The organism is Acuticoccus kalidii (genome assembly GCF_021556395.1).
GTDB lineage: Bacteria > Pseudomonadota > Alphaproteobacteria > Rhizobiales > Amorphaceae > Acuticoccus > Acuticoccus kalidii.
Window position 1 is genome coordinate 487087 of sequence record NZ_JAKGCS010000006.1, and the last position, 20398, is coordinate 507484.

The following is a 20398-nucleotide window of genomic DNA, read 5'->3' on the forward strand; positions in this document are numbered from 1 at the left end:
CGCGGAGCGTGACCGTCGGAGGCTCACCGACCGCCCCGGACCGCGGCACCGTCGATAAAACCGGCCCCGCGCCGATCGATGGATCGACCCGGCCGGGTGTTCAGAAGGAAGAACGGCATGTCACCTATTTCGATGGGGCCGAACCCGATCCTCGCGCTCGACGGGCGGTCAGTGTCCATCATTCAAGGCCGCTTGGATGGGCAAGGCGGGGTGGACGGGATGATGCGGGCCGCCCGCGCCGCTCCGTTCGCTCCGGTCGCCAACGACAATCGCGTCGATCGCGCCTCGTTCGACGACGTGGCCCGCGCCGCTGGCGGCGACGCCCTCGGCAACGCGCCGTCGGAGAGCCTCGGCCGAAAGTTCGAGGCGGCGATGCTCACCCCGTTCATGGCCAGCATGTTGCCCGACGCGGACAACCCGGTCTGGGGCGGCAGCGCCGGCGCCATGTGGCGCGGCCTCTTCGCCGAGCATGTCGCCGCGAGCGTCGCGGAGACGGGCGAGATCGGCGTCGCGCAAATCATCGACCGGATGCTCGACGATCGTGCCGGAGACATCGGATGACCCAGGCCCTCGCAACGTCCTTGGCGCGCCTCGAAGCCCTCGTCGACGACTGCATCGCGGCGCTCGAGACCGGCGGACGAGTGGACGATGCCGGCTTCGCCGAGGCGAAGGGGCGGGCGCTGTTGCAGCTCAGCCGGTTCGGTGCGGTCCCGATCGACGCGCTCGACGATGCGCTTTCCGATCAGGTCAGCCGGCTCCGCCATAAGCTGGCGCGCGAGGAATCGCTCCTCAAGGTGCGTCTGCAGGCCGCCGAGCTCGTCGCCGAGTTGGTCGCCGATGCGGTGATGGCGGACGAATGGGACGGCACCTACGCCCCGCATTCCCCGATCCGGCCGCCGGCACAGGAGCGTCTGACATGAAGCTGTTTCTCGTCGGCGTGTGGGCGGTCTGCGTGACATTGGGCGCGGGCTATGCCGTCGCCTCTTGGAAAATGCAGGAGACCGACAAGCAGGAGACGCCGCGTCTCGAAGGCCTTCGCTATACCTCGCTGCCGACGATCTCAGTGCCGGTCGTCCAGGGCGGACAGGTGACGGGCTATGTCGTCGTGCGGATGGTCTACACGGCCGATGCGGCGGTGCTGCGCGGGCTCGCCTCCGAGCCCGACCCCTTCATCACCGACGAAATCTTCCGCTCGATCTACGGCAACGCCGAAGCCTCGTTCGGCAAGCTTGCCCGGTTCGATCTCGCGTCCCTCGCCGAGGAGGCGAAGGTGCGGGTCAACGAACGGATGGGCGCGCCGGTCGTCGAGGACCTACTCGTCGACGGGCTGAATTATATCGACCTCACGGCGCCGCAGAAGGGGATGCCGGGCGCACCCGCGCCAGCGCCCAAGTCGCTGGGAGCGGCCCGCATCGCCTATCCGAGTTCGGTCCCGAAAGGTGAGGCGAAGGCCGCGCCCAAAGGGGGCGGACATTGACGGCGGGTCGGAGCGACCGGTGAACGGTCCGATCGCGCGCTCCGGTGGCGGGCGCGCCGCCGATGATGCTTCGGCATCGCTCACGCTGTCTTCGCGCAAGGTGGCCCGTTCACAATCGGCATGGTGATCACGGCTCCACCCACAGCGAGGCGGAGACGGATGACATGAAACGATGAGTTGGAGCGCGCCAGCGGGCTGGCTCCGGGGTCTCCGGTCCCCTGGTCCGGAGTTCGACAGCGTACTCGGTCAAGCCGCTGCCTGAGGAGGACGAGCATGGACGGAATGGACGATCTCCTCGCGGAGTTCATCACGGACACCTACGAATCACTGGAGCAAGTGGACATTCGCCTCGTCGAACTCGAGAACGAGGCGGACGGCACGGCGATGGTCAACGAGCTGTTCCGGATGATGCACACCATCAAAGGAACATGCGGATTCCTCGGCCTGCCGCGCATGGCGGGGCTCGCGCATGCGGCTGAAAGCCTGATGGACCGGATGCGCAATGGCGAGCCGGTCACGCACGAGGCGATCGACGCCATGCTGCGCGTCGCGGATCGGTTGAAGCAGATTCTCGCCGCGATCGAGGCGAATAGCGGGCAGGAGCCCGAAGGGTCCGACGAGGCGATCATCAGCGCGCTCAACGAGGCGGGCAGTGACGTGCCGGCTGCACCCCCCGCGGAGGCGGAGGCGGACGCTGGAGCGGCGGCGGACGAGAGCCCCATGGCGGCCGTCGCGGAGCCGACCGGCGACGGCGGCGCCAGCGAACTCGCGGCGACCGCCATGACGCCCAAATCACCCCCGAAGGCGCCGCCCGCCAACGATGCGAGCACCAAGCCGGCCGCGAAGGCGGAACAAGAGAAGGCCGAAGGCGGCGACCAAGGCGGCGACCGCTCGATTCGCGTCTCCGTCGAGACGCTCGAGCATCTGATGACGGTCGTCTCGGAATTGGTCCTCACCCGAAACGAACTCACCGAGGTGATGCGCCACGAGGAGCGAACGAACCACAAGCTCGCCCTTCAGCGTCTCTCGACAGTCACCGGCGAATTGCAGCAGGCGGTGATGTCGACCCGCATGCAGCCGATCGGGAATGCCTGGCGCAAGCTGCCACGGATCGTGCGCGACGTGTCCTCCAATCTCGGCAAGCAGATCGAACTCGAAATGTCGGGTGCGAACACCGAGCTCGATCGTCAGGTGCTCGAAAGCATCAAGGATCCGCTCGTCCACATGGTGCGCAACGCGGCCGATCACGGTCTCGAAATGCCGCTCGAGCGGATCGCGGCCGGAAAGCCGGAAAAGGGCAAGATCACCCTCAACGCCTATCATGAAGGCGGTCAGATCCTGGTCGAGATCGCCGACGACGGACGCGGGCTCGACGTCGACAAGATCAGGGCGAAGGCGGTCGAGCGCGGCATCACGACGGCCGAAGAGGCTGAGCGCATGTCGGCCGAGCACGTGTTTTCCTTCATCTTCGAGCCTGGCTTCTCGACCGCTGCAACGGTGACGAGCGTCTCGGGACGCGGCGTCGGGATGGACGTCGTCCAGTCCAACGTGGAGCGGATCGGCGGGTCGATCGACGTGCGCTCCAACAAGGGGCAGGGGTCGGTCTTCACGCTGAAGATCCCGCTGACGCTCGCGATCTTGCGCGCGCTCATCGTCGGCGTCGACGACGAGGATTTCGCGATCCCGCAAACCTCGGTCGACGAGCTTTTGAAAGTGGAGCCGGGCGGCCCGCACTCGATTCAGCTCATCAAGGAAGCGCCGGTGCTGCGTTCGCGCGATCGCCTTCTGCCGGTGGTGGACCTCAAGTCCGTGCTGCAATTGCCGTCGAGCCTCGATGAGATGGGCGTGCCGCGAAACGCCGACGAGAACACCCGCGGGTTTGTGATGGTGATGCGCGCGCGCGGCCTTCGTTTCGGGATGCTCGTCGACACCGTGGCGCGAACGGAGGAGATCGTCGTCAAGCCGATGCCGGCGGCGCTTCGCGGGCTCGAGATCTTTTCCGGCTCGACGATCCTGGGCGATGGCCGGGTCATCATGATCGTCGATCCGAATGGCGTGCGCTCGGCGGCATCAAACCCCAGCGAGGCGGCGGTTCAGGCGGTCAACAAGCAGGCCGAGGAGATCGAGGCGGCGGAGGACAAGCAGCTTCTTTTGATGTTCCGCGCCAACACCAAGAACCGCAAGGCACTGCCGATCAGCCTGATCACGCGGCTCGAGGAAATCTCGCTCGCCGACGCCGAGCAGAGCAACGGTCAATGGCACATCCAGTATAATAACGAGCTGATCCCGCTCGTCTGGTTCGGCAATCCGCCGGATCCGAGCGAAGGCGAGCGCAAGCCGCTTCTCGTGATGTCGGACGCAGGCCGCTCGATGGGCCTCCTCGTCGACGAGATCATCGACATCGTGGAGGACAGCGTGGAGGTGCAGATCCCATCGGAGGAGGTCGGGATCCTCGGCAGTGCGATCATCAACGGTGCGGCGGCCGAGATCATCGACGTCAGCTACTTCCTGGGCCTCGCCTCGGCGCACTGGTTCGAGCCGCACATGAACCGCAAGCTCGCCGCGAGCATGGATCAGATCCTTCTCGTCGACGACAGCGTCTTCTTCCGCAATCTCGTCGCGCCGGTGGTGCGCTCGGCCGGCTTCGATCCGGTGGTGTGCGAATCCGGCGTCGAGGCTCTCGATAAGCTCGAAGCGGGCATGGTCCCGTCCGTGATCGTCACCGACGTCGACATGCCGGAGATGGACGGCTTCGCCTTCGCCAAGGCCGTGCGGCGGATTGAGCGGCTCAATCACGTGCCGATCCTGGCGCTGACCGGCCTCATCGACGAGGACGCGATCCAGCGGGCGCGCGCGGCGGGCTTCTCCGACTACATCTCGAAGCTCGATCGCAATGGCCTTCTCCAATCGTTGCGCGACTTCACGCGGCCCCGAAGCGAGGAGATCGCGGCGTGAGCAGGCAGAACAAAGTCATCGTCGACGAGGCGGAAGGATACGTGACCGCAAAGCTCGCCGGTCATTGGTTCGCGTTGCCGATCAGCGCCGTGCACGAGGTCTTTCTCCTCACGCGCATCACGACGGTGCCGCAGTCGCCACCGGGGATTATCGGGGTTCTCAATCTGCGTGGGCGGTTGGTGACGGCTGTTGATACGCGCCAGATCCTCGGCTTTTCGCCAGCGGCAAATGAGTTGACGATGGCGATCGGAATCGAGCGGCAGAACGAGCTTTTCGGCCTCGCCGTCGACCAGATGGGGGATGTTCTGCGCTCCAGCTCGGCGGAGAGGGAGCCCGCGCCGATGAACCTCGATCGCCGTTGGCGCGAGATCGTGACGGGCGTTCAGCGCTCGGACGGTCATCTCGTTCTCATCGTCGCTGTCGATCGTCTGTTCGACAATGTCGTGACGTTGGCCAGCGCGTGACGCTCACCGATCTGCCGGCGGAACGGACGAGACCACGCCGCGTCCAGCTCCTGGCGCATTCGATGGCGTTGCGAACAGCGTTGCGACGCGCCTTTGCTGCGAGGGGCTCGGAATTCGTGCTCGCTCTGCAGTCGGCGTCGCCCTGCGGCGAGGGTCGGGAGGCGGACGACAATCCGGACGCGCTCATCCTCGATGTCGAGCTTCCCGGTCTGCGCGGCCTTGCGCTGTTGCGCCAGATCGTCGGTAGCAATCCGAAGATGTCGGTGGTGGTTCTCGCCCCCGACACGCTGGACGGCCGGGCGATGCGCGCGGAGGCGACGGAGCGCGGTGCGACCTTCATTTTGAAGCCGGCCGTCGACGAGCCGCTCGCCTACCGCTCCATCGCCGAAGAGATCGTGCAGGGGCTGCGCCGCGGCAACGGCCACGGATCGGGGACCGCCGCCGGTGCGCCGCCGCGCCCCGCCGGAGCGTCACTCTCACGCCCGGAGGCGCCGGGATCGAGAGCCGGGCCCGGCCCATCGCTCGCCCGTGCCGGCGATGCGTCGCTCGGCGCGGCCGTTCCGACGCGCCTGTCGTCCGGCACAATGCGGCCTCGCCCGCTGCGCGGTGCGCCGCCACAGGTTCTCCTCGTCGCGAGCTCGACCGGCGGTCCCCAGGCGCTGATCACTCTCTTCTCACGCCTTCCGGCCGCCAGCGTCGATGTGCCGGTGCTCATCGTCCAGCACATGCCGGCGGCGTTCACCCCGATCCTCGCCGAGCATCTCACGCGCGCAACATCTTGGCGCGCCGTCGAGGCGAAGGACGAGGAGACGCTTTCGCCCGGCGAGATACGGATCGCCCCCGGCGGCTTTCACATGATCGTCTCGCAAAGCGGTTCGACGCGGCGGCTCCGCCTTACGGAAACGCCCCCGGTCAACTTCTGCCGCCCGTCGGCCGACGTTCTGTTCGTCTCAGCGGCGGAGATCTATGGCCGCAATCTTCTCGCCGTCATCCTCACGGGGATGGGCAATGACGGGTGCGAGGGCGCGAAGGTCATCGCGGCGGCGGGCGGACGGGTGTTCGCCCAGGACCGCGAATCGAGTGTCGTATGGGGGATGCCGGGTGCGGCGGTCGGAGCCGGTGTCGTCGATCAGGTGATTCCGCTGGGTGAGATTTCGGCGGCGATCCAGTTGGCGATGAAGGGAGCGCTCTGATGCTGTTGGAGGAAGACTTCTCCTACCTCAGGCGCCTTCTGAAGGAGCGCTCAGGCCTCGCGCTGACGACGGACAAGGCGTATCTGATCACGACGCGACTCAAGCCGATCCTCGAACAGTTCGGGCTGAAGGACATCGGCACGCTCGTCGCGCGGATGAAGACGCCGGGCTCGCGCGAAATCGTCGAGCAGGTCGTCGAGGCGATGACGACCAACGAGTCGCTCTTCTTCCGCGACACGAAGCCGTTCGAGGCGCTGACGGCGATGATGCTTCCCAAGCTCATCGCCGCACGGGGCGGGCGGCCGATCCGCATCTGGTGCGCTGCCGCCTCGACCGGGCAGGAGCCCTATTCGATCGCCATCCTCCTCGAGGAGAATGGCGGCCGGCTGCGCAACCACCCGATCGAGATCCTCGCGAGCGACCTCTCGCAAGCAGCTCTGACGCGTGCCCGTATGGGCGAATACACCGCCTTCGAGGTCGGGCGCGGTGTGCCGCAACATTATCTCGACCGATACTTCCAGAAAACGGCGCGCAATCACTTCGTGATTCTGCCGAAAATCCGCTCTCGCATCAATTTCCAGTGCCGCAATCTGCTGGAGCCGTTCGATCGTGTCGGGCCGGTCGACATCGTCTTCTGTCGGAACGTGCTCATCTATTTCGACCGGGTCACGAAGGCCGATGTCCTGAACCGGATCGCGAGTATCGTCCCCTCGGACGGCTATCTCGTTCTCGGCGGTGCGGAGACGACGCTCGGCCTGACGGATGCCTTCGTCCGCCACACCGAATGGCGCAATGTGTACCTGCGCGCCCCTGTGACCGGAAAGCCGGCGGCCCTCGCCACGGACAAAATTTGCGCATAAGGTGCCGCCGCACGGATGGGTGGCCGAGCGGTTGAAGGCACCGGTCTTGAAAACCGGCAGGCGGGGAACCGTCTCGTGGGTTCGAATCCCACCCCATCCGCCAGCTGCCCTAGCGAAAGCGTTCTCCCGATCCGGCTGCGGCCGGAAATTCCCGTTATATTCGAGGGTTATGCGGGAGGGGCTGAGCACTGGCTTCGACGCCAAGTGGCCTGAAAGCCCTCTCTCCAGGCCGAAATTCTCCGAACCTGATGACTGCACAGATACGGTGAAGGGCTTTTAAGGCGCTGAATAGAAAGGGGAAATGCCGCAGCTAAAAATTGCTTCGACGAGGGGGTCAGAGGAAGTGCTGCCACCGTCGTCGAAATTTCGCTCTTCTGCCACTGCCGTTGGTTACATTATTTAACCATCTTGTCGATGAAGCCAAGCGTTGTTGCATTCTCAACCAGGGTCCGGACTTTCGCGCGGTCGAGACCCGTGGGCACTTCAGCGTCGATCTCCAGCGTGATCGAAACGTCGGCCCCCGGCACAGTGGTCAACTGCTCGATGATTGCTTCGACAATTTGGTGGATGTCCCGCGCTGGGCGCTCTGGCGAAATCATTACGGTCCCGTGGAAGCGTGTAGGCTTCTGCTCAGGGGACGGTGTGACCGATCCTTCCGGAGTAGGCTTGGTGTCGCCTCCTGGCCCATGAGTGACAACCGGTGCCGGTCCTTTCGAGGGTACTGCTGACGTTTTATTCTGTCGATGTTGCTCCGCAATATCAGGCCTAATGATAACGGACTGGTCGTCGATCACCGCCTGGGTGGCGGACGCGCCTGAGATCGCAAGGCCCACGTAGGTGGCGTTTTGCTCATCCCAGCGTTCGGCATACGCGAACGCACCCGGAAGCATGCCGCTGACGGCTGCATGCACCGCCTTGGACAAGACGGATCTGTTCTTTACCCGCGGGAGGTATGTGTACCGGTTAAGATATTCCCACAGGTCCTTGAGGAGCAGATGTTGCTTGCCATTCCAGATGTACTTCTCAAGCTGACGATTGAGATTATCCGGGCCAAGCTCCGGCCAAATGCCTTGATCGCTGACCAGCTTCTTGCTGGCGCGAGCAAGGAGTCCATCCTGTGCAGGGACCTTCGCGGAACTCCATTCGACATCAGACTGCGCGCTGTCCTGAACCGGATAGATCAGGTAGCACCAAGCTTCCTTCATACGCGTCTTCAGAGTCTCGCTTGCTTCCTTCAATTTGGCTTCAGCGAGTGCGCTATCGCTTTGCGTGAGGTTGAGGCGCTTAGTCTCCTTCACGATCTCGGACCATGCGAGAGCAGCGCGTTGCGCTGCTTTGAGGTTGTCGAGCTGCCGTTGCTCGGCGGCCAAAAAGACAAGCATGTTGCGGTAGACGCGAGGCGTATTTCCTCGCTGCATCATGATGTCTTTTGCTTCCGTTAAGGCCGCTGACCCCTCCCGCCCGGTATGCGGATGTGCAACGCCCAGGACGACTGCCCTGACACCGCCAGCTTCGTCCGGGATATCAGCAGAGCTGCCCGGCGCAATCTGTACCGCGTCGAAGTGGCCTCGGTCCGCTATGCCGTTGATGTAGACCGTCAGTGCCTTATCAATCTCGTGAAGGACGAGGGCCTCTTCAAATTGCGCGGCACGATCCGCAGCAAGCCGGTTAAGGCTGGCCGACATGGAGTACCAGTACCGGCCAAGATCGCTATGCATGAACTTGGCTTGGTTCGCGAGCCGGCGAAGGGCATCGCCGAAGATAGCAGGACGCTCGCCCGGCTGCGTCACGCCGAGGTAGATCTGCTTGTCCTCGAGCCCCTTGTTCTCCTGAGCATGCGTCGGCGCGGTTCCCATGAACACGGCGCGCGCGATACGGCGCGTTGCCGAGTAGCGGTTCAGGTTCGGTGCCGATTGATCGATTTTGTAGGGTGTCGAGGAAACGCCATCGACGTCAGCGGCTATGATCGATTGCCAGCTCGTATCGAGATAATGGAGCAGTTCCGGCTCGACCCGCGCAGAGCTGATCGCCACGCTGCCAGGCATGATCATTACCGACGGGTCGTTGCCCATCCAAAGCTCGTGGATGACCTGAGCCATTAGGCGGAGAACGCCACGTGTCCGCTGAAACTTCTCTAGGGAGCCCCAGCTCGTGTAGAGCTGGTCGAACAGCTCCGGGTGGATCGGGTAAGCCTTCTCCAGCTTCCGTCGGTAGTCCTCGTCGGCGCAGCCGTTCGGGAACTCGTTCGCGTTTTCCCGATAAAGCTTGGCGAACTGCTTCAGCGTGTTGTCCCGGTGGTGAAACTTGTCGCCGGGTATGTCCTTGAACAGTCTGCGCCGGACGATCTCGTAGCTTTCCTCCTGACTGGCCGGCCGCCAGGACGACTCCACACGGCTGAACGTCTGCTTGAGCCGGGCGAGCGCTTCCTGTCCGCCCTCGCCACCGACCTCGATCTGCGATGCCGGCAGCGACGCGACCAGCAGCACGCCAGGGCACGCCTTGACGGCCTCGGTCAGTGACTGGACGAACGACAAGTTGGCGTCAAAGGATCCTGATGGCAGATCGGCGACCTTGTAGATCTGGCGCAGGTACGCGACCCACTCATCGATCAGGATCAGGCCGGGCGCGTATCGCTTGAAGAGCGCTTCTAGGAGGTTGGAGCCCGGCGCGATGCCGCGTTCATCGTTCTCCCGCAGCATCTCGAACGCCTCGGTGCCGCCGAGCTGCCAAGCCAGTTCGCCCCAGATCGTGCGAATCTTCTGGCCGCTTTCGAGCACAATCACGTCCTGCGGGCCGCGCGAGGTACCGACCAGCACCGCGCGATTGACGTTGGTCGGCACCGTCAGGCCATTGCGCGACAACAACTGGTCCAAGCCCGGGAGATCCTCGGCCGAAGTACCGCCTACCATGTGGTAGAGCGCCAGCATCGAGTGCGTCTTGCCGCCACCGAAGTTGGTCTGAAGTTCGACTACGGGGTCGCCGCCTGCGCCGCTCATCCGTTTGGCCGCGCCGATGAGCAGGTTGCTCAGCCCGTCGGTGAGATACGTGCGGGCGAAGAACTCGCGCGGGTTGCGATACTCCGACGGGGCGCTGCCGTTGTGGACCTTTGCAAGATCCGCTGCGAACTCGGCCTGCTGGAATTCGCCGGTGGCGACGTCCTGGTGGGGCTCGACCACGTCGCGCCATGGGAGAAGGCCGCCCACCGTGTCGACGGAGATGTCGAGCCGCGCGGTCTTGCGGCGCTCCTCATTGCGGGCGAGTTCCGCGTACTTCGTGCGCAGGATCGTGTCGCGGGAAGCGCTGATCTTGTCCGCCGTCTCCTTGGCGCTGACGGACTCGAGGAGCCGCCGCATCGTGTCGAGGGCGCGTTCGGCGTCGTCGTAGGTGAAGGTCTCGTTGTGGGCGAGGCGGTTGCGCACCTCGAGCAGCTCCGAGACGTAGGAGCGTTCCGGGTGGCCGAGGACGGTGGAGAAGGCCTCTTTCCAGAAGGCCATCATCGCCTTCAGGAGCGCCTGCTGGTCCCAGCCGACGGCGCCGGAGCTGTTGGGGCGCAGGCCCGAGACGCGTTCCACCACCTGCACCTGCCAATGGCCGGTGAGTGAGGTTTCGAGCCGCTTCTCGACGAACGGGATCAGAGCCTCGGGCAGAAGCTCCATGCCCTCGAAGACGTGCTGTCGGGTGGACTTGGCCATCGTAAAATACCTTAGACTTCGAAACGCATTTGCCCGCCGCGCCCTTCCAGCGAGACGGTGGCGGCCATCTGGGTGAGATCCGACCAGTCGGCGATGAGAGCGTTGTAGGCGGTGGCTTCGGAGGCCTCGCGCCGCTTGTTGGCTGCGATGTCGTAGAGGCAGTAGGCGAGGTCCTTCACCGCCTCGGCCTGGGGGCCGAAGCGCTTGAGGAGGGCGGCGGTGTCGTGCGACAGGCCCTCGCTCTGGTGCAGGCGCACGAGGTGGGCGAGGCATTCCCAGACGGTCAGGTGATCGTCGTCCTCGGGCGCCCAGGTGGGGTCGAGCTCGTCGCGCTTCAGGAGGCGCACCTTGCCCGCCGCGCTTTCGACGATCCCGGCATGCTTGACGCTGTCGACCGAGATGCCGCGGGCGCGGGCGAGGTTGTCGGCCACGCCATATTCGCCCTTGCCCATGCCGTTCTGCTCGAACCAGGTGATGGCGAAACGGGTGTCGGCGTCGAACTCTCCCTGGATGCCGCCGAGATAGTCGTCGAGCTCGGCATTGATCAGCTGCAGCGCGGTCTTGACCGTCATCGGGCTGTCGTCAGCCTCGAGCACGGCGGTGTAGCGCGAGAACACGCCCATGCCGGGGCCGATGGCCGATTGCGGCATGTCGGCCGGGGCGATGTTGGCGGCCTGAAGCTCGGCGATGGCCGGGGGCAGTTCGCGTTTCAGAGCGCGGATGAACTCGGCGCGGGTGATGGTGTCGGCCGTGGCTTCCTTCTTGCGGCAGACGAGGACGACCGAGTTGGCAAGAACATTCGTACCGACTTTTAGACCGGTGTCGCGCTCGGTCCTTACTGGCCACGTACCGACTATCGAGTACCCGGCATCTATCACTGCTGCAAGAAAAGTAGCCCAGCCCGTCGAACTAATCCCTTCCGCGGCGATTTCGCTTTGCTTGAAGGCGTAATAAATTGTCGTCGGGAAGTCACCAGATACCTGTTGCGCCATTCGAGATACGGCAGCCGTCATTCCACTAAGGAAGAAACCTTCCGCTGCCTCCTTTCCGCCATGACGATATGGCGCTGCAATCAATTCGTCAGCTTTCGGCGTAACGAGGACACTAAAAGTTTCCGGATAGATGACTTTAAGAGATGGGCTCATCCACGTGTAGAAGAAATCGGAAAGATCAGCATACCCAATGTTATCATAGTACGGCGGGTCGGTGGAAATAACCGCCTTATAACAATACTCCCTTGACTGAGCATCAGACTGTATCTCTTCGCCCTCAGCGGATGGCGAGAACCTAAGCAAAACCTTCACGATGCTGTTCAATGAAGTCCGATAGTCCCCAGCCATTCCGGAGAATAGCCCCGTTTCCGCATAGCTCCACACCATCGGTATCGCTTGTCGACCAAAGAGATGTACTGCCTGGTTTGCGGAACTCGACCATACGCAGAGCGCATTTGAAATATCTGCAAGTCTGCTGATGCCGAAGGCCAAATACACGCTCACCGCCTCAGCATAAGCCTTGGGACCTTTGCCGCCATCGCGAAGCGGAGTCGGCGCGACCGAGAGACCAGCGTCGGCCGCATCGACTTCGATCTGGGCCCGAGCCTCGTGCACCAGGTCGCTGAAGGTGTTGAGCGCTACCAGTTGCCGGTCGGTGAACAGATCACCGAAGGTCTTCAGTCCATAGGGCGGCGTCCAAAAAGCTCGCATGTCTCCTGGTAAGGGTGTTTCAGGCTTCCAGCTCGGCTTCGCAGAACGGGCTATTTTAGCATGTTCGTCCGATGGCGCGAGAAAAACACGTCCCCTCTTTCCCTCAGCAACGATTGCAAGTAGCGCTGCGCCCATCGTTCCGGAGGCTCCCGACTTCTTGGTATAGTCTGGGGTGATCGCGGTATCAGACATCAAGCACCGGAAATTCGCACCTCGTCCAGCCTTTGTGCCTTCCTTAGCCTCCGCGAGCTCGGCCTTCGTGCCACGGTGTCGGATGCGATAGGTAATTGTCTTAGCTTGGCGGTCCACCGTGGGCTCGACCCAAGCCTCCTTCCCGGCCTTCGAACTCAGCAGGAAGCTCGAGGCAATCGGCACTTGCACATTCGAAAAGGCCGGGTCCGGGCTCGGCACCGTGCGTGCCCAGATCCAGGCGATCACCGTTGCCTTGCCGCCGCCATACTCCTTCGGCAGGTCAACCTGAGGGTAGAGGTGCCCGATGCGCTCCCATGCCTTCTCGCGCATCCATTCGCCGTAGTATTTCACGTCCTCGGCCAGCCCCTCGGCGTTGCGGTAGAACGACCGCTCCTTGATGCCGGGGTGGATGGGGAGCTTGTCCTTGAACTTGGGCGGGATCTCGATCATCGCCTTGCCGATCATCACCGCCACCGGGTTCAGGTCGGACCCATAGGCGGGCAGGCCCAGCCGCTGCGCCTCGAGCGGGATCGACCCACCGCCCGAGAACGGGTCATAAACTGGGGGCAGCTCGCCGCCGCAGCTCTTCCGGATCTCGGCCCGCGCGCGTTCCAGCACCTCCTCGTTGGTCGAGTTCTCCCACTTCACCAGGTCCTCGATGATGGCGAAGAGCCGCTTGCGCTCGATCTCGACCGCCACATCCTCCAGCGTCGGCTCCGGCGCATTCGCCGCCGCCCCCTGCGCCGAGGCCTTGCTCTTCTCCCACGCCGCCACCCGCTCCGGCAGCTCCGCCTCGGCCCGCCTCCGCAGCTTCGGGTCTGCCATCAGCTCATCCACCCGCGACGATGGATCATCCACCAGCTGCGAAAACAGCACCGCCCGACACGCCGCCAGCGGCCGCCGCGCCCACCACAGATGCAGCGTCGAAGGATGCCCATGCCGGATCGATTTCTCCCGCGCCGACGCGGCGTTGATTGCCTCCAGCGGAATGGCAACTTCGATGAGTTTCTTTTTGTACGGCATCTCAAATTTCAGCTCGTGTTGCCGACAGCGCTAGCAAAGCAGGTCGGGGCTCTCGGTCTGCGGCCATTGCGCGGGTCACAAAGCCTGCATCAACATTTCGGTCTCCAATGAAGCACTTAAGGTGTTGCTCAAAAAACCACTGCAGGCTTTGATGGTACAGGTGTAGAGGATCCTGCGACGCGAGGCCCCGTATTGATATCGCCGGGACGATCCGCATTCCGATCTCGTTGGAGTACAGAAGCACAAAAGATGCGGGGGATTGTGCTAGCATTTTTTCTGACTGCTCCTCCAAGCGCGCCCAGTCCTTTAACCGGCCTCCAGGCTCCGCCCGTTTGGCTTGGACTAGAAACCCCTTCGTGACTTTGTACTCTGGAAAGTCGATGCTTAGGGTCCCCACGAAGTCAGCGCCGATTGCGCTTTCCTCGCCAGACCGACCTCGTCCAGTCTTGAGGGTCTTCGCCCGCCAGCTGATGCCAGCAATCTGCCGGTCGTCGACACCCATCTTAATCGCGCCGAGAAGGCGGTCGGTGATATTCTCCTCCCAAGGGGCATCTCCTTCCGCATAGGCGGTGAGCGCCGATTGCGCGGCCTTCTCTATGACTTGGCAGACTTCCCGGACGGCAGCGTCGTATCTGAGCAAGGCTTAATCCGATTTCATGCCGGCGCCACTGCGCGCTCCAGAAGGCTCTTTATGCTAAACTGAATCGCATTGTGCCCGAAGGGCGGCTCGCGCGTGTCGAGCGCTCCTCGCACATATCGCGGCTGGTGGACAAAGCCGTCTCCGACCTGGACGACCGCCAAGATGAACTTGTCCGGCTCGTGCAGCGAGGTGATCACCTCCTGTCGCGTGATCATGACGGTGTCCGCGCCGTCGATACGGCCCTTGACCTCGATGAAGCGCAAGTGATCCACCTTCGGGTCGTATGACGCGATGTCATAGCCGACCTTCTGGGCCGAGACGTCGCTGGGCGCGTTCCCGAGCGCCCGTTCAGCCGCCATCACCGCCTCCATCGCCGCAATCTCAATCTCCCGACGGGCAATGGGATCTTCCGAGAAGCCGCTGCCGGCTGTGGCGAGTTCGCGCGCAGGCGCCCGCGCGACCAGTAGCCCGTGGGGGATGACAACCATCCCACCGCGGACGCGGGGAGGCTGGGCGGAGATGAAGCCCTCCTGTTCCAACGCATCCAGGCGACGCTTCAGCCGTTCGGCCAACTCTTCGGCCCGGCGCTGCGCATTTTGCCAGTTGAGGCGGGTCTTCTTGCCGGCGCGCTCTTCCTCCTTCAGCTCGAATGCGCGCGCGTCCCAGTAGTTGATCTCTTTCTTGAGCCGCGTCTTCACCTCCCGCTCGACCTTGTCGATCTCCGGAATGCGGCGCGCCTTGACCTCGGCGACGTGCTTCTGAGCGAGCTCTACGGTGGCGAAGCGGACAGCGGTCTTTTCGAGATCCGTGCGAAGCCAGTCCGCGTGCAGGCAGTCCTCAACACGCGCCAGCTCCTCAGGTCGAGCCGGCCGCAGGTTCAGGTGAGGCGCGATCCCGGCGTTCGTCGCCACGCCGTATTGGTCGATCGCTGCGAACTGCAGGCGCTCCGACACAATATGCGGTTTACCGGTTGCCGTTAGTCGGCCGTCCCGGACGCTGTGCTCCAACAGGAAAAGTGCCGTGATCTCCTCGCCGGGGTCGGTATCGTCGACCAGAACAGCTCCGCGCTTCATGAGATGGTCGTGTTGTTCTCGGACAAGGCTGATGACCGACTCAAGCAGTGGGTGTCCCGGGCAGACGAAGACTGCGACCGGTTGCTGATTGATTTTACTCTTTTCGAAGCAAATCCGCTCATACTTCTTCTGAATTGGCGCGCCGGTGCCGATCTGACGATCGCGCTCGCGGATGCTGAGGGGGACGTGGGTGATCTCCCAGCGCCCCTCTTCGCGGCGCTTGATCTGCCCTCCGAGGTGTTGGAACGCCTCGATGAAGAAGCTCTGGATGTGGTGAGGCTGGAGCCTCTGCGCCTCCGCGCGTTCCATCTCGAGCCGCAGCTCTTGGACGCGTGCCGACGGCATCGTGTCGTTGGTCAGCGCTCTGCGCTCAAGCAGCTGAAGAAGGTGCCGCTGATCGACGGCCCCGTCCACCGCCTGGAAGAGCTGCGCTTTGACGTCTTCTTGCTCACCATACTGGATTGCTTTCACAAGAAGGTCGCGCAATGCGGTTCCTTCGAACAGCTCGCCAAGAACATCGTAGACGCGGCCGCCTAGCGCCTCCCGAGCCGCTTCGAGCTTCTCCAGCAGCCGCGCATACACCTCGCCCTCACGCGTCTCAGCGGCGACCAGGTTCCAGAGGTGGCATACCTCGGTTTGGCCAATCCGGTGAATGCGGCCGAACCGCTGCTCGATCTTGTTCGGGTTCCAGGGTAGGTCGTAGTTGACCATCAGGTGCCCGCGCTGAAGGTTCACGCCTTCGCCCGCAGCATCGTTGGCGATCAGGACGAGCATGTCCCGATCCTGCATGAAGCGCTCGACGACCTTCCGCCGTTCTTCCCGCGTCACGCCCCCGTGGATGACTTCGACAGCATCCGGCTTTCCAAGCCGCGCCCGCACCTTTTCAACAAGGTAGTGCAGGGTGTCTTTCGGCTCGGTGAAGATGATGAGTTTGCGCCGGTTTCCGACGCCATCGACCATCAATTCATCGTCGAGGATACGATCGAGCTGCGTCCACTTGGTATCCTTTCCCGACCGCAGCACGTCGAGAGCCATGATCTCGAGGCCTTTGAGCGTCTGGACCTCGATTTCCAGCTGCTCAACCGTCTCGGCCGTCGTAGCACCAGTGGAGATCAGATCCTCAAGCTCATCGACCTCATCTTGACCGAGCTCGTCCAGGTTCCGCATCACCTCATCGGGGACGGGCGGCTGTCCGAGATCGGCGCGGCTCCCCTTCCGTGCCAGTCTGGCCTCCGCCAGCTCAGCCTCCAGACGCTCTCGTCTGCGCTTCAGTGACTGGTAGATGGCGGCGGGGGAAGAGGCGAGGCGGCGCTGCAGGATCTGGAGCGCGAAGCCCACATTGTTCCGCTTCTTGCCGTCTTGCTCCGCGAACCGCTGGACACGGTTCATTTCCGTGCGAACGTACTCCGTGACGGCGCTGTAAAGCGCCGATTCCTCGGAAGATAGTTCGTATTTCACCGTATAGGCGCGACGCTCAGGGAACAGAGGCCGGCCATCGAACTTCAGCAACTCTTCTTTCGTCAGCCGGCGCATCATGTCCGCGCTGTCGGCGTAATGGACCCCATCGCGGAAGCGACCCTCAAAGCGGTCGCCGTCCAGCAGCGCCATAAAAAGCTGGAAATCCTCCTCTTTTCCGTTGTGCGGCGTTGCCGACATGAGCAGCAGGTGGCGGCAAACTTGACCGAGCTGCTGTCCGAGCTGGTACCGCTTCGTGTATTTGACGTCGCCCCCGAAATAGCTTGCCGACATCCGGTGGGCTTCGTCACAGATGACTAGGTCCCACTCCGCGGAAGATCCTAGTTTTTGCTGAAGTTCGTCATTGCGCGCAAGAACGTCGAGACGAGCAATCAGACGATTGCGATCGTCGAACACGTTGCCAGAGCGCGACGACTCAATCATATCACGGGTGAGAATGTCGAACTCGAGGGCGAATTTTTCGCCTAGCTCGTCTTGCCACTGCTCAACGAGGCTTCCTGGCGCGACAACGAGGCACCGTTCAAGATCGCTTCGTGCAATCAGCTCCTTGATCAGAAGCCCCGCCATTATTGTCTTGCCGGCCCCCGGATCATCGGCAAGCAGGAACCGCAGTGGTTGGCGTGGTAGCATTTCGCCGTAGACAGCTGTGATCTGGTGCGGGAGCGGATCGACCAAGCTCGTGTGGATCGCCAGATACGGATCGAAGTAGTGGGCAAGTTTGATCCGGTTCGCCTCAGTAACGAGGCGCAAGAGATTGCCGTCGGCATCGAAGGACCAACCTCGGCCGCGCTGCTCGACAACTACGCGATGCTCGTCGTCGCGATAGAGCGTCGTCTCCGAAACGCTCCCGCTAGGAAGCCGGTAGACAAGGTTAATCGCCTGGTCCCCGATCCACTCGACGGAAACCGTCTCAACGGTCTGGTTTGGAACGACGCCCCCGATAGAAGCGCCATTCTTGATGTCTTCCAACCTCGTCACGCGGCAACCTCCCGGGTCTCTATGAGTACGATCTGCTGATCGTTTGGCGATCGCGCGGAAGGGTCAGTGTCCAGCCCAAGACGTTTCAGTGTGTAGTAAAAAGCGATTTTCGCACCGTGATAGCCGCTTGTCCGTCCGACATTCTGTAGTCGAATTCGATAGCGGCTCGTTGGCCTGGGGAAAGTCGCGGGTGTGGCGCAAAAATAATCGCGACTCTACTCTGCCAATCGCTGTCTAGCGTTACCTGCACGTTGAAGGGTTCGGATTTACGTATTTCTATTATGCGTGGAAGGACGAAATCCTTAAATGTGTCATCGGTGCAACAGAAGGCTCGAGTGTGCCATCGGAAACCATCGAAGGCGATGGCGTGCGGTGCAATCCAGCGCCAGCGCGGTTCGGGGTACGACATGGACTGGTATTTTACCTCGATCGACTCACTACGGCGGATGGCACTAACAACCGAGCGGAGCATCATCGGATCAACCCCGCGCACCGGCGTCGGCGCGGCCGCGTAGGGCGGGAGGGCAGCGATCCACGACTCCTCGCGGTCGAGGATCCCGTCCGCGAGCGAGCGCAGCTGGGCAAGGTAGCGACTGGCGTCGGGCTCGAGGAACCGCGGCTTGAAGGCCTTGCCACGGACATAGGTCCGCGCGCTCTTGTCGTAGACCATGTTGTCCGGCGCGAAGCCAATGTAGCGGTTCAGGTCGGTTGACGCTTGGTTCACCGAGACCCCGAACTGGTCCATCAGATCGCCGCGGTTCACATGTCCCTCCCAGAACAGGCGGAACTCTATGAACTCGAGGCGCTGCTCGACGCCCCACCGGTATCCTGACTGACCGCGTCTCACGTCCGACCCTGCCCAGGCAGTGGGCGCAGAAACTGTGTCGGCCCAGTTAGTGGTGCTTGGTGAGGCTATCTAATCCGCTTCAAACGGGCAAGCCCGAGATCATCGAGCGGGCCAACTACGGCCTTGTTCTCGCCACTCCACCGGAAACGGCTCCAGCACCCGCGCCAGCGTGACGTCCGGCGTCTGTCTGCCGTCCAGGATCGCCTCGACGATGTCCGGCGCGAGCAGGGTTAGCCGAAGCACTCGAGTCATGTAGGACGGCGCGATCCTCTCCCGCTCGGCCAATTCGGCGATCGTTGCGACTTCTCCTGACCGCAGCATGCGATCCCATCGGAAGGCGCGCGCCAGCGCTTTGACCAGCGCGTTGTCCAGCTCCGACCTCGAGGGTGCACCCTCCGGCAGCTGGATTTCCTTCCGCCCGCCGCGCTTCACGACGCGAAACGGGACGTGCACCGTCACGGTGTCGGGGATCGGCGTGTTGCGGGTCATGCAGCGCGGTCCATGTCGCCCGCCAGCATCTCGCGCGCGAGCCCGACGAGGCCATCGACCCGCAGCCGGACATTCAGGCCCTCGGTGCCGAGGTCGATCCGCTCGACCAGGAGCGCCACGATGCGCGCCTGCTCGGCGGGAAACAGCTCATCCCAAGTAGGATCCACCTGCTGCAGAGCGGCATGGACGTCCGCCTCGGTGATGTCGCGGTGCTCTTGGCGCGCCGCCTTCCACGTACCCGCCACGATTTCGGGCTGGCGGAACACGGCCCGCAATTGGTCGATTACCGCCGCTTCGATCTCGCCCGCCGGCACGCGGCCGACGGGGCAGGACCCCGCGCCATGCCGGAGCACTGTCTGGCTAACGTAGTACCGATAGAGCCGATCGCCCCTACGGGTATGAGTGGGCGAGAAGGCGGCGCCGTCCGGCCCGAAGAGAAGCCCCTTCAGCAGCGCTGGTGTTCCGGCGCGCGTGCGAGCGGCTCGCTTGCGCGGGCTCTCCTGCAGGATCGCTCGGACCTTACCCCAGAGATCCTGATCGATGATCGGCTCGTGCTCGCCCGGGTAGTTCACGCCCTTGTGGGCCGCCCCCCCGATGTAGGCCGAGTTGTTCAGCAACCGGTACAGATACTTCTTGTCGATCGGGTTCCCGCGTTTGGTCGTGACGCCCTCGGCCCGCAGCTTCTTCGCCAGCACCGTCGCCGAGCCGATCTCGACGAACCGCTCGAAGATCATCCGCACCGTCTTCGCCTCGGCGCCGTTCACAGCGAGCTTGCGATCCTTCACGTCGTACCCGAGCGGCGCCCAGCCTCCCATCCACATGCCCTTCGCCCGCGACGCCGCGAACTTGTCGCGGATGCGCTCGGCGGTGACCTCCCGCTCGAACTGGGCGAACGAGAGCAGGATATTGAAGGTCAACCGGCCCATTGACGTCGTCGTGTTGAACGACTGCGTGACCGACACGAACGTGACGTCGTTGCGGTCGAACACCTCGACCAGCTTGGCGAAGTCGGCTAGAGAGCGGGACAGTCGGTCGATCTTGTAGACGACCACGACGTCGACAAGCCCGTCCTCGATGTCGGCGATCAGCGCCTGCAGGCCAGGCCGCTCCAGCGTTCCGCCCGAGAAACCGCCGTCGTCGTACTGGCCGCGCAGCAGCACCCAGCCCTCGGAGCGCTGGCTCGCAACGTATGCCTCGCACGTCTCCCGCTGGGCGTGGAGGGAGTTGAACTCCTGCTCCAACCCTTCCTCGGAGGACTTGCGGGTGTAAACCGCGCAGCGGCGCTTCAGCTTGATCTCAGGATTCGTCTTCATGCCGACCGCCGCTGGTTCTTGAG

At 63.3% G+C, this 20398-nt stretch carries 14 protein-coding genes and 1 tRNA gene; 8 read left to right on the forward strand and 7 right to left on the reverse strand.

Annotated elements, in window-relative coordinates; genetic code table 11:
* Positions 1-117 precede the first annotated feature (117 nt).
* From L1787_RS03570 to L1787_RS03605, 8 genes are all read left to right on the forward strand, one after another.
* On the forward strand, positions 118-561 hold the full coding sequence (locus L1787_RS03570) for a rod-binding protein (RefSeq protein ID WP_235707135.1): 444 nt from the start codon (positions 118-120) through the stop codon (positions 559-561).
* Complete coding sequence (locus L1787_RS03575) at positions 558-920, forward strand: flagellar protein FlgN (RefSeq protein WP_235707136.1); 363 nt, start codon at positions 558-560, stop codon at positions 918-920. Before L1787_RS03570 ends, L1787_RS03575 begins: the two co-directional genes overlap by 4 nt.
* Entirely contained in the window at positions 917-1477 is a 561-nt protein-coding gene (locus tag L1787_RS03580; RefSeq protein WP_235707137.1) for a hypothetical protein, read from the forward strand. The genes L1787_RS03575 and L1787_RS03580 overlap by 4 nt, the downstream gene beginning before the upstream one ends.
* Positions 1478-1750: 273 nt before the next feature.
* A complete protein-coding gene (locus L1787_RS03585; protein ID WP_369415053.1) occupies positions 1751-4432 on the forward strand; it encodes a hybrid sensor histidine kinase/response regulator in 2682 nt (893 codons plus the stop codon).
* Positions 4429-4896 carry a chemotaxis protein CheW gene (locus tag L1787_RS03590; RefSeq protein ID WP_235707138.1) on the forward strand — a complete coding sequence of 156 codons (468 nt, stop codon included), beginning with the start codon at positions 4429-4431 and terminating at the stop codon, positions 4894-4896. Before L1787_RS03585 ends, L1787_RS03590 begins: the two co-directional genes overlap by 4 nt.
* 62 nt (positions 4897-4958) lie before the next feature.
* Positions 4959-6089, forward strand: a complete 1131-nt coding sequence (locus L1787_RS03595; protein ID WP_255720195.1) for a chemotaxis protein CheB — start codon at positions 4959-4961, stop codon at positions 6087-6089.
* Positions 6089-6949, forward strand: coding sequence for a CheR family methyltransferase (locus tag L1787_RS03600; protein WP_235707140.1), 861 nt, complete (start codon positions 6089-6091; stop codon positions 6947-6949). Before L1787_RS03595 ends, L1787_RS03600 begins: the two co-directional genes overlap by 1 nt.
* A 13-nt stretch (positions 6950-6962) precedes the next feature.
* Positions 6963-7052, forward strand: a tRNA-Ser gene (locus L1787_RS03605).
* A gap of 292 nt (positions 7053-7344) precedes the next feature.
* On the opposite strand, the gene L1787_RS03610 is transcribed toward L1787_RS03605, so the two are convergent.
* From L1787_RS03610 to L1787_RS03640, 7 genes are all read right to left on the reverse strand, one after another.
* Positions 7345-10641 carry a DUF499 family protein gene (locus L1787_RS03610; RefSeq protein WP_235707141.1) on the reverse strand — a complete coding sequence of 1099 codons (3297 nt, stop codon included), beginning with the start codon at positions 10639-10641 and terminating at the stop codon, positions 7345-7347.
* 11 nt (positions 10642-10652) lie between these two features.
* On the reverse strand, positions 10653-13559 hold the full coding sequence (locus tag L1787_RS03615; protein WP_235707142.1) for a DUF1156 domain-containing protein: 2907 nt from the start codon (positions 13557-13559) through the stop codon (positions 10653-10655).
* Between the two features lies 1 nt (position 13560).
* Positions 13561-14199, reverse strand: coding sequence for a hypothetical protein (locus L1787_RS03620; RefSeq protein ID WP_235707143.1), 639 nt, complete (start codon positions 14197-14199; stop codon positions 13561-13563).
* 14 nt (positions 14200-14213) lie between these two features.
* Positions 14214-17726: a DUF8742 domain-containing protein gene (locus tag L1787_RS03625; RefSeq protein ID WP_235707144.1), complete on the reverse strand. Its 3513-nt coding sequence runs from the start codon at positions 17724-17726 to the stop codon at positions 14214-14216.
* 85 nt (positions 17727-17811) lie between these two features.
* A complete protein-coding gene (locus L1787_RS25915) occupies positions 17812-18489 on the reverse strand; it encodes a BrxR family helix-turn-helix transcriptional regulator (protein WP_235707145.1) in 678 nt (225 codons plus the stop codon).
* A gap of 183 nt (positions 18490-18672) precedes the next feature.
* Positions 18673-19062, reverse strand: a complete 390-nt coding sequence (locus tag L1787_RS03635; RefSeq protein WP_235707146.1) for a hypothetical protein — start codon at positions 19060-19062, stop codon at positions 18673-18675.
* Positions 19059-20375, reverse strand: a complete 1317-nt coding sequence (locus L1787_RS03640; RefSeq protein ID WP_235707176.1) for a recombinase family protein — start codon at positions 20373-20375, stop codon at positions 19059-19061. The genes L1787_RS03635 and L1787_RS03640 overlap by 4 nt, the downstream gene beginning before the upstream one ends.
* Positions 20376-20398: the final 23 nt, after the last annotated feature.

What these genes read in the sequence shown, in the direction of transcription:
- L1787_RS03640 (WP_235707176.1), bottom strand. Translation starts at nt 20,375, where the DNA reads ATGAAGACGAATCCTGAGATCAAGCTGAAGCGCCGCTGCGCGGTTTAC.
- L1787_RS03635 (WP_235707146.1), bottom strand. Translation starts at nt 19,062, where the DNA reads ATGACCCGCAACACGCCGATCCCCGACACCGTGACGGTGCACGTCCCG.
- L1787_RS03570 (WP_235707135.1), top strand. Translation starts at nt 118, where the DNA reads ATGTCACCTATTTCGATGGGGCCGAACCCGATCCTCGCGCTCGACGGG.
- L1787_RS03600 (WP_235707140.1), top strand. Translation starts at nt 6,089, where the DNA reads ATGCTGTTGGAGGAAGACTTCTCCTACCTCAGGCGCCTTCTGAAGGAG.
- L1787_RS03610 (WP_235707141.1), bottom strand. Translation starts at nt 10,641, where the DNA reads ATGGCCAAGTCCACCCGACAGCACGTCTTCGAGGGCATGGAGCTTCTG.
- L1787_RS03580 (WP_235707137.1), top strand. Translation starts at nt 917, where the DNA reads ATGAAGCTGTTTCTCGTCGGCGTGTGGGCGGTCTGCGTGACATTGGGC.
- L1787_RS03595 (WP_255720195.1), top strand. Translation starts at nt 4,959, where the DNA reads ATGGCGTTGCGAACAGCGTTGCGACGCGCCTTTGCTGCGAGGGGCTCG.
- L1787_RS03575 (WP_235707136.1), top strand. Translation starts at nt 558, where the DNA reads ATGACCCAGGCCCTCGCAACGTCCTTGGCGCGCCTCGAAGCCCTCGTC.
- L1787_RS03615 (WP_235707142.1), bottom strand. Translation starts at nt 13,559, where the DNA reads ATGCCGTACAAAAAGAAACTCATCGAAGTTGCCATTCCGCTGGAGGCA.
- L1787_RS03585 (WP_369415053.1), top strand. Translation starts at nt 1,751, where the DNA reads ATGGACGGAATGGACGATCTCCTCGCGGAGTTCATCACGGACACCTAC.